This is a genomic window from Ruegeria faecimaris (assembly GCF_900182615.1).
GTDB lineage: Bacteria > Pseudomonadota > Alphaproteobacteria > Rhodobacterales > Rhodobacteraceae > Ruegeria > Ruegeria faecimaris.
Map to the genome: position 1 here is coordinate 14770 of NZ_FXTE01000019.1, position 12495 is coordinate 27264.

Genomic DNA, 12495 nt, shown 5'->3' on the forward strand with positions numbered 1-12495 from the left:
AAGATGTCCTATCTCGACAATATTCGCACCTTCGTTCGTGTCTATGATCTGGGCAGCATGTCTGCTGCCGGGAGGGATTTGCGTGTTTCACCGGCGGTGACTTCGGCGCGAATATCACAGCTTGAGGATCATTTGGGCGTGCGTCTGTTTCAGAGGACTACACGTAACCTCAGCCCGACCGAGCAGGGACGTGCGTTTTACCCCGGAGCGGTTGCGGTCCTGGATGCCGTAGATGAAGCCGAGGCGCAGGTTGTTCACCTGACCGAAGCCCCCCGCGGGTCACTGTTCGTAGCCGCGCCTTTGGGCGTCGGGCGCAGGTTATTAGCCCCACATGTGCCGGATTTTCTCTCGGAATACCCCGAAATTGATGTGCGATTGCGCCTGACCGACAGGTCAGTGGACCTGACGACCGAAGGATTGGATCTGGCCTTTTTCATTGGTCAGCCCGAGGACAGCACCCTGCGTATTCGCAAGATCGCGGATTGCGCGCGGGTTCTGTGTGCCGCACCGGACTATGTAAAACGCAGGGGGATGCCGCAAAACGGAGCCGATCTTGTGTCCGACAAGCACGAGTGTCTTAACCTGCGGTATCCCGGCGCTGCGGAGTTTCAGTGGATGCTGGAAACTCCAGACGGGCCAAAACGTTATGCCGTGTCGGGCCGGTTTGAATGCGATGACGGAGATGTTTTGACCGATTGGGCGTTGTCAGGGCAGGGGATCGCGATGAAACCTGTGTTTGAGGCAGCGGAACATCTCAAGGCAGGACGTCTGGTGGTGGTTGCGAAGGAGACACCTCCTGTCTCTGTTCAGATGGCGTGTCTCTATACCCATCGACGTCACCAGGATCCCAAGGCGCGTTTGTTCATGGATTTCATGATCGCGCGAATTGGCAAGGTTGTGCAAAACTCGGACATCAACGGTTAGCAAAGGCTCCCGGCCGCGCGTAAATTTTCTCGAAGAGCTGTAACCGTCACTATCCGCGCCGCGCCCAACAGGTGCGGCGCCCGGCTCAACAGGAGGAGGCCCGGCAGGGGCGATCGACGGGTGGGAGGTTCGCCCGGTCAGTTAGCTGCCACGATACGTGGAGTAGCTGTATGGCGAAAGCAAGAGCGGCACATGATAGTGGGCGTCTGCTTCAGACATACCAAACCTGATTGGAATCTCATCCAGGAACAGCGGTTCGTCATCCGCCTGGCCAGAGGCGCGCAGATAGTCACCCGCGCTGAAAACAAGTTCATATTCCCCGGTTTCAAAGTTTGCTTGCGGTAGTATTGGGCTGTCTGTTCGCCCGTCTGCATTGGTCAGCATCTCAGCCAGTTTGTGGCGTCCGTCCTGGGTAATCGCGTACAGAGCAATTTTCAGCCCCTCTGCGGGACAGCCTTTGGCGGTGTCCAGAACATGGGTTGTCAGGTATCCTGCCACGCGTTTCTCCTCATATTCCGATCACCGCAACGAGTGGTTGTTGAAAACCGCAAACTGCAATCGAGTATTGTTTGACGCAGTCTGGGGCGAAACCCGAGACTTTGGGAATGCCGAAAGAAAAGGAAACAGCGTTCGGATTGATTTGATAATACTGCTTCCAATTCTGCGGTAAAGCGTAGGTAGTGTAACACAACTGAGACGGAACATTCATGCAGCCCCCTCGCTATCCCCGTGACATGATCGGATACGGAGCCAACCCGCCAAACGCCCAGTGGCCTGGCGGAGCAAATCTGGCCGTTCAGATTGTGCTGAACTACGAAGAGGGTGGCGAGAACTGCGTGCTTCACGGTGATGCCGCGTCCGAGGCCTTTCTGTCCGAGATTGTCGGCGCAGCGCAATGGCCAGACCAGCGTCATTGGAACATGGAATCGATCTATGAATACGGATCGCGGGCAGGGTTCTGGCGTCTGCACCGCTTGATGCAGGACTTGCCCATAACCGTTTACGGTGTCGCGTCGGCGCTGGCACGGTCGCCCGATCAGGTTGCCGCCATGAAAGACGCAGGTTGGGAGATCGCAAGTCACGGCCTGAAATGGGTCGAACACAAGGATATGTCTGAGGCGGAAGAGCGCGCTCAAATAGAAGAGGCCATCCGCCTGCATACCGAGGTCGTGGGGGAACGTCCCTATGGTTGGTATACCGGCCGGTGTTCCGAGAACACCGTGCGTCTGGTGGCCGAAGAGGGCGGCTTTGCCTATGTGGCGGACACCTATGCGGATGATCTGCCCTATTGGATGCAGGCCTCTGGCCGGGACCAGTTGATCGTACCATATACTCTCGATTGTAACGATATGCGCTTTGCAACGCCGCAAGGTTTCAATTCGGGCGATCAGTTCTATTCCTATCTCAAAGACAGTTTCGACGCGCTTTATTCCGAGGGTGAAGCCGGTGCGCCCAAGATGTTGTCGATCGGTCTGCATTGCCGCCTGATCGGTCGTCCAGGTCGGGTCATGGCGCTGAAACGGTTTCTGGATTATGCGCGTGGGCACTCGGATGTCTGGTTCGCGACCCGTCTGGAGATCGCCCAGCATTGGGCAGCGCAGCACCCGCCTGTATCAGGTCCAAAGCCGTCAGAAATGGCGCGGGACGCTTTCGTTGCCGCTTATGGCGGGATCTTCGAACATTCGGCTTGGATTGCAGAGCGCGCCCATGGGCTGGAACTCGGCGCGGCTCACGATACTGCCGGCGGGTTGCATAACGCACTGACGCGCATGTTCCGTTCGGCCTCGGATGAGGAGCGGCTGGGCGTGCTGACCGCGCACCCGGATCTGGCGGGCAAACTGGCACAGGCCAAGCGGCTGACACAGGAAAGCACGGCAGAGCAGTCCTCGGCAGGGCTGGATGCGCTGACGGATGCCGAACGCGATGCCTTTACCGATCTGAATAGGCGCTATACCGACAAGTTCGGATTTCCCTTCATTATTGCTGTGCGTGATCATGACAAAGCCTCTATCCAGCAGGCGTTTCAGCGGCGGATAGATCAGGACCGGGACACAGAATTCGCCGAGGCCTGCCGACAGGTCGAGCGTATTGCCGAATTCCGCCTGAGGGATGTGCTGCCTTCATGAAACAGATCCGGACTGTTCCTTTAACGCCTGACGCTTTTGCCCCGTTCGGAGATGTGATCGAGGCATCGGGCGACCCGGACAAGATCATCAACCAGGGCCAGTGCGGGCGTTTTCATGACCGGGCGGCCCTTGATTTCGCGGGCGGCCGCGCCGGGATCAGCCTGTTCAACGCCAACCCCCGAACTCTGCCGTACCAGTTGGATATGGTTGAACGGCATCCTGATGGCAGTCAGGCCTTTGTTCCCATGACCCATCAACCCTTTCTGGTCGTTGTAGCACCAGATGTTGACGGGCAGCCGGGCGAGCCGTGTGCCTTTGTCACCCGGCCCGGTCAGGCGGTGAATTATCATCGTGGGACGTGGCACGGCGTTTTGACACCATTGCATGGCCCTGGATTGTTCGCCGTTGTTGATCGGATCGGCGATGGGCCCAACCTGGAAGAATACTGGTTCGATAGCCCTTATCAGGTGGTGTCGTAGCCAAATGAAGCCGCAGCATAAGCGGTAAGACCCCCGTGAATCTGACAGAGAGGACAGTAACTCATGGCTGACACTTCAATAGGGACACCCGAACAGCTTCGGGATCCAAATTATACCCCGGCGCTGCACAAGGCAGTTCCGCTGGGCATTCAACATGTTCTGGCGATGTTCGTTTCGAACGTGACGCCTGCGATCATCGTTGCGGGGGCCGCCGGGTTCGGGTTCGGTTCGAACTCCCCCGATTTTCCCGAACTGCTGTACCTGATCCAGATGTCGATGCTGTTTGCCGGCGTCGCGACCTTGCTCCAAACGGTGACGATTGGTCCGGTAGGAGCGGCTTTGCCTATTGTTCAGGGCACTAGCTTTGCCTTTCTGCCGATCATGATCCCGTTGGTTGCTGGCAAAGGCGTCGATGGTCTGGCCGCATTGTTTGGCGGTGTCATTATCGGTGGGGTGTTCCATGCCCTGCTGGGCACGGTGATTGGCAAAATCCGTTTTGCCTTGCCACCTCTGGTCACAGGCCTTGTGGTGACAATGATTGGTCTGGCGTTGGTCAAGGTCGGCATTCAATACGCCGCCGGAGGGGTTCCGGCCATTGGAACGCCTGAATACGGCTCGGCGCTGAACTGGTCGGCTGCTTTGGTCGTGGTTGTGGTAACGCTGGGGCTGAAGTTCTTTACCCGCGGAATGCTTTCGGTTTCTGCCGTTCTGATTGGTCTTGCGGTTGGGTATGTCTATGCCCTGATGGTTGGCATGATCACGTTTGAGGCAATCGGAACAAGCTGGAGCCGCGCTGCAACTTTCGCCCTGCCTGTGCCCTTCAAGTATGGGTTCGAGTTCTCATTCGCCGCCATAATCGGGTTCTGTCTGATGGCCTTTGTTTCGGCAGTTGAGACGGTGGGGGATGTGTCGGGTGTGACCAAAGGCGGAGCCGGGCGCGAAGCCACGGACAAGGAAATCACCGGTGCAACCTATGCTGACGGCTTCGGTTCGGCCCTGGCGGGCGTGTTCGGCGGCTTACCCAACACGTCGTTCAGCCAGAATGTCGGGCTGATCGCAATGACCGGCGTCATGAGCCGAAATGTCGTCACCATCGGCGCCTTGTTTCTGATCCTGTGCGGCCTGGTGCCCAAGGTTGGCGCGATCATCCGCACCGTTCCGATCGAAGTACTGGGCGGTGGCGTCATCGTCATGTTCGGGATGGTTGTCGCCGCGGGTGTTTCGATGTTGTCCGATGTGGATTGGAATCGGCGCAACATGGTGATCTTTGCCATCGCGCTGTCAATCGGGTTCGGCCTCCAGCTCGAGCCGGGTGCGGTGCAACACTTGCCCGATACTCTGGGCATCCTGATGAAAAGCGGGCTGCTGCCTGCGGCTCTGATCGCCATCGTGCTGAATCTGATCCTGCCGGATGAGTTGGCCGATGAGGCAACCGAAGAAGTTTCGGGCGGCATGTCGGGGCACGGGTCGGGCAGCCTTCCCGGCAAGTAACCAAATGAAAATCGGCGGATCGCGTTAGGTCGCGGTCCGCCTATGTGTCGGCCATCATACGAGCGACATCCAGCATGCGGGCTGAAAACCCCCATTCATTGTCATACCAGCCAAAAACACGAACCTGAGTTTCGCCGATCTGCCGGGTTTCTGGCCCTGCGATGATCAGAGATTCCGGCCGCGTCCGCAAATCGGACGACACCAGCGGCTCATCCGTCCAACCCAGAACGGGAGACTCTGCAACGGCTGCACGTAGGGCGGCTTCAAAATCGCAGGCGCTCAGGCCGCGCTTCAGCGTCACAATCAGATCAACCGCGGAAACGCTTGCCGTAGGCACCCTGACCGCCGCGCCCGAGATGCGCCCGGCCAGATGGGGCAGGACTTCGTCTATCAGGTGCATAGCGCTGGTGGTGGTCGGGACCATCGACAGCGCTCCGGCGCGTGACCGTGCCAGATCACCACGCGGAGCGTCGATCATCGGCTGGCTGTTGGTGTAGCAGTGGATGGTGGTCATATGGCCCGACGCGACACCAGCGATCCCGTCCAGAACCTTGACCAGCGGAGCCAGCCCGTTGGTGGTGCAAGAGGCATTTGACACGATCCGCGCATTGCCCAGATGATCCTCATTTGCGCCCAGAACGATTGTGGCCTCGGTCGCGGGCGAGGGGCCGGAAATCAGTACTTTCCTTGCCCCTGCGGTCAGGCCTTGACTGGCAACATCCGATGTCCGGGCAACGCCGGTGCAGTCCATCAGGACATCTACACCGGACAGATCAACCCGGCTTAGGTTGGGGCTGTGTGTAATAGGAATAGCGTGCCCATCGACAACCAGTTGCGCAGTTCCCTGTTCCACTTTGCCCGGATAGGGCCCAAAAGTGCTGTCGTACTTGAACAGATAGGCGCAGGTCTCTAGCGGTGCGATGTCGTTGATCAGCACCAGTTCGATGTCGTGACCGAGCGGCATCGCCAGAAGCTGCCGCAAAATCGTGCGGCCGATGCGGCCGAATCCGTTAATTGCGAGTTTCATGCGCAAGCTATGGCAGTGGCTTGGATTAACCTCAATGCCAGTTTCCTGTCCGGGTCAGTTACAGCTGACCTGTGAAAAGAACTGGCCCGAGATGTTCTGGTACATGCTGGCCACAATCGGCTTGCACCCGGTTGCCTGCTGAATAGCCGCGATGGCCTGAATAGTGCGCAGCCGGGGCGGGGGGCCGAATGGGTTGAGATTGTTGTTATCACGTGTGGCACGGTATACGACCGGAGCTTCCGAAACCTGGGTAATGGCCCAGGTGCGGCTCATGACGTTGACGGTATTTGTCTCTTTGGCGGTTGCAGGGGTCACATCCAGGGCCGTCAGGCCGATTGCAGCCGCCAGTGCCAGCGTTACATTGCGCAGTGCCATCGTACAATCTCCTGAACTAAAACCGTTTGTTATTCCACCAGATTACCGCGCTTGCCCAGTCCCGCCAAGGCCGAATTTATCCTAGCGCCCGCCTGGTGAAAGAGGCATCTGGCGGTTCACATCTTTGTATAGCAGATATCGGAACCGCCCGGGACCGCCCGCATAACAGGCCTGAGGGCAAAAGGCCCGCAGCCACATAAAGTCTCCGGCTTCGACCTCGACCCAGTCCTGATTCAGCCGGTAGACGGCTTTGCCTTCCAGCACATACAGCCCGTGTTCCATGACGTGGGTTTCGGCAAATGGGATCACGCCGCCGGGTTCAAAAGTCACGATGTTGACATGCATATCGTGGCGCAGGTCTTGCGGATCCGCGAAACGTGTTGTGGCCCAGCGACCCTCGGTGCCCGGCATTTCGATCGGGGCGACCTCTTGTTCATTGGTGATGATCGGGTCCGGCTTGGGCAGGCCGGGCACTGCCTCATAAGCCTTTCGAACCCAATGAAACCGCGCTGGCTGCTCCGTATGGTTGCGCAACGCCCATTTGGAACCAGCGGGGATATAGGCATATCCACCAGTTTCCAAAACGTGAATACTTCCCTCAAGCGTCAATGTGACCGCCCCTTCGACAACGAACAACACCGCCTGCGCTGCGGGGTCCGTTTCGGGCGTATCGCTACCGCCACCGGGCTGGACCTCCATGATGTATTGCGAAAAGGTTTCGGCGAACCCGCTAAGGGGACGTGCCAGAACCCACAGGCGGGTGTCTTCCCAGAAGGGCAGATAGCTAGTGACGATGTCGCGCATCGTACCCTTGGGTATAACGGCATAGGCCTCGGTGAACATGGCGCGATCAGTTAACAGGGTGTCCTGTCCGGGGTGTCCGCCATGGGGCGCATAATAAGTCGGGTGTGCCATCAAATGCCTCTGGTTCGTGTTTCGTGCACTATGCGAGGGACGCTCGGCATGGCCTAGCGTCAGAGTCGCAATAGGTTTCTTCGGGATAATTTGAAGGTTGCAGACTAGGGCTTGGCCCAGTGCCTTCCCGGGTATATCCTTGAATGTAAATTGGTTGCAGAATTGCGAGGCGGTATGAGAATTTGGGGATCACTATTAGTTGCAGGTGTTCTGGTGCTGAGCATTGGTGTTGCCGGCAGCGCGAAACCGCTGTCTCGCATCATCGCAGAGTCGGGGTTGAGCCCGGATGATTTCACATTGCTGAGTGCAACCACAGACACCATGCTGGGCAGTGGTTTGCCGCAGGTTGGTGCCGAAAGTGAATGGATCAGCACCGAGACCGGGGCCAAGGGCACCGTCCGTGTGCGCGAGGTCCGCGATAATTGCGTGCATCTGCAGCATTTTATCCGACCTCCGAGTTCCGAGCAGACCCGTGAGATCAGATCCCGCAGGTGCCAGGATGCCAATGGTAACTGGATTTTCACACCCTAATTGGGTTGCTACACCCGCGCGCGACGCAGGTTATTGACGGCTATACGGTCGCCAGTCTCCGGTTACTGCACCCGTTTAATCTCATATGGGGTGGGTGACGTCCCGTCACCCAACTGGACATCATGACGGTGGCTAAGTCATTCTCGGCCCAAAGGTAATGCCCGCGTGTCGGGGCGGAGGAGAAAACTCATGAACATGTCATTCGGCCTGCGCGAGGAAAACCGCGAACTGCTGACCCGCGTAACAGAGATGATCCGAAATGAAGTCATGCCGCTGGAAGAAGAGTTCCATGCTGAAATCAACAAAGGTGACCGCTGGCAATATACCGACCGGCAGGCGGATATCCTTGAAGGGTTGAAAGCCAAGGCCAAGGCGGCGGGATTGTGGAACTTCTGGCTGACCGACAGTGAAAAAGGGCTGGGTTTGACAACTGTGGAATACGCCTTTTTTGCTGAAGAAATGGGAAAGACCCCGCTGGGTGCAGAAATCTTCAACTGTTCAGCCCCAGATACGGGCAACATGGAAGTATTCGAGCGGTACGGGTCCGAAAAGATGAAGCAAGAGTGGCTCAAGCCGCTGCTCGATGGGCAAATCCGTTCGGCCTATCTGATGACCGAACCGGATGTCGCCTCTTCCGATGCCACCAATGTTTCGATGTCCTGTGTGCCGGACGGCGAATCCTACGTTCTGAATGGCGAGAAATGGTGGGCCTCAGGCGCCGGTGATCCGCGGTGCAAGGTCTATATCGTCATGGTCCGGACTGGCGGTGATGACCTGCCTGTTCACAAACGCCAGTCGATGATCGTGGTGCCAGCGGGAACGCCGGGGATCGAAGTGCTGCGCCCGATGGAAGTCTACGGCCATGATGATGCGCCGCACGGGCATATGCATATTCGCTTTACCAATGTCCGGGTGCCTGCCGAGAATATCCTGCTGGGCGAAGGGCGTGGGTTCGAGATCGCTCAGGGTCGATTGGGGCCGGGACGTATTCACCACTGTATGCGTGCTATTGGACAGGCAGAGATGGCCCTGGAGCAGATGTGCAAACGGTCGCTGCAACGCGAAGCATTTGGCAAGAAGCTGGCGCAGCTTGGGGCGAATTTCGATATCATAGCCGAATGCCGGATGGAGATCGAAATGGCCCGGCTACTTTGCCTCAAGGCTGCTTGGTACATGGATCAGGGCGATGCGCGTGCGGCGGCCCCGTGGATCAGCCAGATCAAGGTCGTGGCCCCGCGGGTCGCATTGAAGGTGATTGATGAGGCGGTGCAGATGTATGGCGGGCAAGGGGTAAGTCAGGACACGCCGCTGGCGACCGCGTGGACGCATGTACGGACCCTGCGGCTAGCCGATGGGCCGGACGCGGTGCATCGTCGCCAGGTCGCACGGACCGAACTGAAAAAGCATACACAGGAAAAGGTCTGAGGTCCCAAGTGGTCTTGAAATCTGATATGTCCAGGTTGCCCTATTTCAGACTACGCGCGGACGGGGTTTTTGTCGGCAATGACCCGGCGCGGGGTCCGTGGTCTGCCGAACATTGCCATGCTGGTCCGGTCAGCGGTCTGATCGTGCGCGCCGCGGAATCTGAAATTGGTCCGGACAAGATGCTGACCCGGCTGACGGTCGATCTGCTGCGTCCGCTGCCCCTGTCCGGGTTGCGGGTTGCGGCCGAGACGACGCGGCACACCAGAACGCTGGCGACCACTCGGGTTACTGTGCACGATCTGGACAACACTTTATGTGCCGTAGCCACAACTATGCACCTTGCCCGCCGCGACCTTGGCCCGGTTCCCAATGTCGCTCTCTCATCTCCGCAACTGGCGGACTCGGTGGACGGCCCATTTCCCATCGGCGAAATTCGGCACGATCTTCCTGGGTTCGCGACCTATTCCGATGTCCTCTATCCCAAGGGTGGAAATCAGGGCGTCGGTCCCAAAACGATCTGGATGCGCACGCCTCCGCTGCTTGGGGACGAGGTGCAATCTCCGATTCAGGCGCTGTGTCCACTGGCTGATTGCGGCAATGGCATTTCGTGGAATGCCCCGACAACCGAGATGGGGTTCATGAATACGGATCTGACGGTTCAAGTGCACCGCGAGCCGGTCTCGGATTGGCTGGCCTCCGAGTCTGTCTGCCATTGGCAGCCCTCGGGTATCGGCATGTCGCAATCGGTTTTGTATGACACCCAAGGGCCGGTTGGAACAGCCCTGCAGACCCTTGTGTTGTTCCCACCTGCCTGAGCCATCGGCCAGCTTCTGCGCGCCCGGCCCAAATGGGATTGCCGGGCGCAGGCCGACACCCTATCTTTCGCCCATGCGCTGGCTTGTGACCCTAGTGACCTGCTGTTTGCCGATCCCGGCGATGACGCACCCGCATGTCTTTATCGACACGGGGCTGGAATTCGTCGTGGACGCTTCGGGGCAGCTGACCCATGTCCGTGTGACCTGGGCCTATGACGAGTTTTACTCTTTGCTTGTCCTCGAGGACATGAAGCTGGATCAGGATGGCGACGGTATCCTCAGCAAAAGTGAACAGGATCATCTGTCCGGGTTCGATGCACAGTGGGATCAAGGCTATAACGGCGATCTGGTCGTCTGGTCCGAGTCTGAAGTATTGCCGCTTTCTGGCCCACTGGAGCCGAAAGCATTGATGGAGGACGGGCGCATCGTGACCTCGCATCTGCGCAGTGTCGAAGGTGGGCCTGTACCGGCCACCGCCTTATCGGCGAAGGCGTTTGATGAGACATATTATACCGCATATGACCTGACGCGCCCGGTGACGGTTTCGGGGAGTAAGACCTGCCAGATTGACCGCGTCGAGCCAGATGTCGACGGACAGCTTGCCCAAATGCAGGCGTTTCTGCTGACGCTGGATGCCAATTACGACCTTGAGGAAAATGACATCCCGATGGTGGGCGAAAACTTTGCAACCGAGATCCGTATTTCATGTCCAAATACCTGATTGTCCCGTTTGTTCTGGCGGTCGGTGTTCTGCTCTGGTTCTGGTTCAGCGGCGGGTTTGACCAACTTGCGGCATGGGCTGCCGGTGAACAGCGTGCGTTTCAGAACCAGATTGCGCGGTCGCTGCGCGCTGCCCGCGCCGAACAACCTCAGGCGGTCATGACTTTGTTGACGGTGTGCTTCGCTTACGGGTTCTTCCACGCCATCGGTCCTGGGCATGGCAAGGTCCTGATCGGTGGCTATGGGCTCGGTCGGCGTGTGGCGTTCTGGCGGCTTTCAGCGATCAGTGTGTTGTCCAGCCTTGGACAGGCCGTAACCGCGATTGTTCTAGTCTATGCCGGTGTGCTGGTGTTCCAGATGTCTCGGGAAAGACTGGTTGACACAACGGAGCAAATCATGGCCCCAGTCAGCTATGGGGCGATCACTGCGATCGGGCTTTGGCTAGTGTTTCGCGCCTTGCGGAGCTTTGCCAAACGTAGCCGGGATCACGGCGCAGATCATCATCACCACGATCACGAAACCTGTTCGGATTGCGGCCACCGGCATGGTCCGTCTGCGGATGAGGTGGCGCAGGTCGGTAGCCTGCGCGAGGCGGCGTTGCTGATCGCTGGAATCGCCGCACGCCCCTGTACCGGGGCGCTGTTTGTGTTGATCCTGACCTGGCAGATGGGCATCGCCATCGTTGGCATCGCCGGGGCGTTCTGCATGGCGCTGGGCACTGCGACAGTGACCACTCTGGTCGGGTGGACCTCATTCGGTCTGCGCGGCGGGATGCTGGCCTCGGCCTCAGCGACGCGGTTTGCACAGGTGCTGGCCCCAACCATCGAGCTGGTCGCCGGGTTGCTGATAGCGGTGATAGCTGGCGGGTTGTTGCTGCGCGCGCTTTAGTCGAACACCGGGTTCGGGTAGCCGACCCGCGCAAGATACAACCCCTGCGGCGGACAAACCGGCCCGCAGGCGGCGCGATTCTCAGCTTGCAGTGCCTCTCGCACATCTTCAGGCGTCCAGGGCCCGGCGCCGACACGTTCCAGAGTGCCGACAAAGCTGCGCACCTGATTGTGCAGGAACGACCGTGCCCGGACGTGGAAATGAACCTCGGGGCCTGAAAAGCCCTGCACCTGTTCCACCCGCAACTCATCCAGCGTTTTGACCGGGCTGGCCGCCTGACAGATCGTGGACCGGAACGTGGTGAAATCATGCCGTCCGATCAGCATGTCCGCCGCGGCCTGCATCGCATCAATATCCAACGGGTGACTGACTTGCCAAACCTGCCCCGCGTCATGGGTTGCAGGCGCGCGGCGCATCAGGATGCGAAACAGATATTGCCGTTCAAGCGCCGAGAACCGTGCATGCCAGCCATCGTCCACCCGTGCGGCTTTCACGATGGCCACTGGTTGCGGCTTGAGGTGATAGTTCAACGCTTCGGACAGTCGGAAAGGGTCCCATTCCTTGATCAGGTCGCAATGGGCGACCTGTCCTAGCGCGTGGACACCGGCATCGGTGCGACCTGCCGCAGCGATCGTGTGGTCCCCGGGTTGTATCCGCGACAATGCCTCTTCGATCGCCCCCTGAACCGAGGGCTGATCTTTCTGCCTCTGCCACCCGGCAAACGGCTTTCCGTGATATTCGACTTTCAACGCGTATCTGGGCATGGGCTGCTGGTACCG

General features: G+C 58.7%; 14 protein-coding genes. 9 read left to right on the forward strand and 5 right to left on the reverse strand.

The genetic code is table 11. The features are described 5' to 3' along the window. The first annotated feature begins 3 nt into the window (after window positions 1-3). Complete coding sequence (locus FN806_RS19105; RefSeq protein WP_142640107.1) at window positions 4-924, forward strand: LysR family transcriptional regulator; 921 nt, start codon at window positions 4-6, stop codon at window positions 922-924. 141 nt (window positions 925-1065) lie between these two features. Here the strand turns inward: FN806_RS19105 and uraH are convergent, their stop codons facing one another. Continuing rightward, complete coding sequence (uraH, locus tag FN806_RS19110) at window positions 1066-1422, reverse strand: hydroxyisourate hydrolase (protein WP_142640109.1); 357 nt, start codon at window positions 1420-1422, stop codon at window positions 1066-1068. 209 nt (window positions 1423-1631) lie between these two features. Here uraH and puuE point away from each other — a divergent pair, with 209 nt between their 5' ends. The 3 genes from puuE (at window position 1632) to FN806_RS19125 (ending at window position 5020) form a co-directional block, all read left to right on the forward strand. Further along, entirely contained in the window at window positions 1632-3050 is a 1419-nt protein-coding gene (gene puuE / locus FN806_RS19115; RefSeq protein ID WP_142640111.1) for an allantoinase PuuE, read from the forward strand. Then, window positions 3047-3529, forward strand: coding sequence for an ureidoglycolate lyase (locus FN806_RS19120; protein WP_142640113.1), 483 nt, complete (start codon window positions 3047-3049; stop codon window positions 3527-3529). Before puuE ends, FN806_RS19120 begins: the two co-directional genes overlap by 4 nt. A 63-nt stretch (window positions 3530-3592) precedes the next feature. Further along, window positions 3593-5020 (forward strand): nucleobase:cation symporter-2 family protein, encoded by a 1428-nt coding sequence (locus FN806_RS19125; protein ID WP_142640116.1) that lies wholly within the window; start codon window positions 3593-3595, stop codon window positions 5018-5020. A 40-nt stretch (window positions 5021-5060) separates the two neighbouring features. Here FN806_RS19125 and FN806_RS19130 read toward each other — a convergent pair whose 3' ends face one another. The 3 genes from FN806_RS19130 to FN806_RS19140 all read right to left on the reverse strand — a co-directional run bounded on the left by FN806_RS19130 (window position 5061) and on the right by FN806_RS19140 (window position 7337). Further along, window positions 5061-6047: a type I glyceraldehyde-3-phosphate dehydrogenase gene (locus FN806_RS19130; protein ID WP_142640118.1), complete on the reverse strand. Its 987-nt coding sequence runs from the start codon at window positions 6045-6047 to the stop codon at window positions 5061-5063. A 54-nt stretch (window positions 6048-6101) separates the two neighbouring features. Beyond that, window positions 6102-6422 (reverse strand): hypothetical protein, encoded by a 321-nt coding sequence (locus FN806_RS19135; RefSeq protein WP_142640120.1) that lies wholly within the window; start codon window positions 6420-6422, stop codon window positions 6102-6104. 81 nt (window positions 6423-6503) lie between these two features. After that, a complete protein-coding gene (locus tag FN806_RS19140) occupies window positions 6504-7337 on the reverse strand; it encodes a bifunctional allantoicase/(S)-ureidoglycine aminohydrolase (RefSeq protein WP_142640122.1) in 834 nt (277 codons plus the stop codon). A 174-nt stretch (window positions 7338-7511) separates the two neighbouring features. Here FN806_RS19140 and FN806_RS19145 point away from each other — a divergent pair, with 174 nt between their 5' ends. From FN806_RS19145 to FN806_RS19165, 5 genes are all read left to right on the forward strand, one after another. Further along, window positions 7512-7868 carry a hypothetical protein gene (locus FN806_RS19145; RefSeq protein WP_142640124.1) on the forward strand — a complete coding sequence of 119 codons (357 nt, stop codon included), beginning with the start codon at window positions 7512-7514 and terminating at the stop codon, window positions 7866-7868. Between the two features lie 189 nt (window positions 7869-8057). After that, a complete protein-coding gene (locus FN806_RS19150) occupies window positions 8058-9293 on the forward strand; it encodes an acyl-CoA dehydrogenase family protein (protein ID WP_142640126.1) in 1236 nt (411 codons plus the stop codon). Between the two features lie 26 nt (window positions 9294-9319). Beyond that, entirely contained in the window at window positions 9320-10108 is a 789-nt protein-coding gene (locus FN806_RS19155) for a thioesterase family protein (RefSeq protein ID WP_142640128.1), read from the forward strand. Window positions 10109-10181: 73 nt separating this feature from the next. Continuing rightward, the gene (locus tag FN806_RS19160) at window positions 10182-10829 is read left to right on the forward strand and encodes a DUF1007 family protein (protein ID WP_142640130.1); all 648 of its coding nucleotides are present in this window, start codon (window positions 10182-10184) and stop codon (window positions 10827-10829) included. Beyond that, window positions 10814-11716, forward strand: a complete 903-nt coding sequence (locus tag FN806_RS19165) for a nickel/cobalt transporter (RefSeq protein ID WP_142640132.1) — start codon at window positions 10814-10816, stop codon at window positions 11714-11716. Before FN806_RS19160 ends, FN806_RS19165 begins: the two co-directional genes overlap by 16 nt. Here FN806_RS19165 and truA read toward each other — a convergent pair. Then, window positions 11713-12480: a tRNA pseudouridine(38-40) synthase TruA gene (gene truA, locus FN806_RS19170; protein ID WP_142640134.1), complete on the reverse strand. Its 768-nt coding sequence runs from the start codon at window positions 12478-12480 to the stop codon at window positions 11713-11715. The genes FN806_RS19165 and truA overlap by 4 nt on opposite strands. Between the last annotated feature and the right edge of the window lie 15 nt (window positions 12481-12495).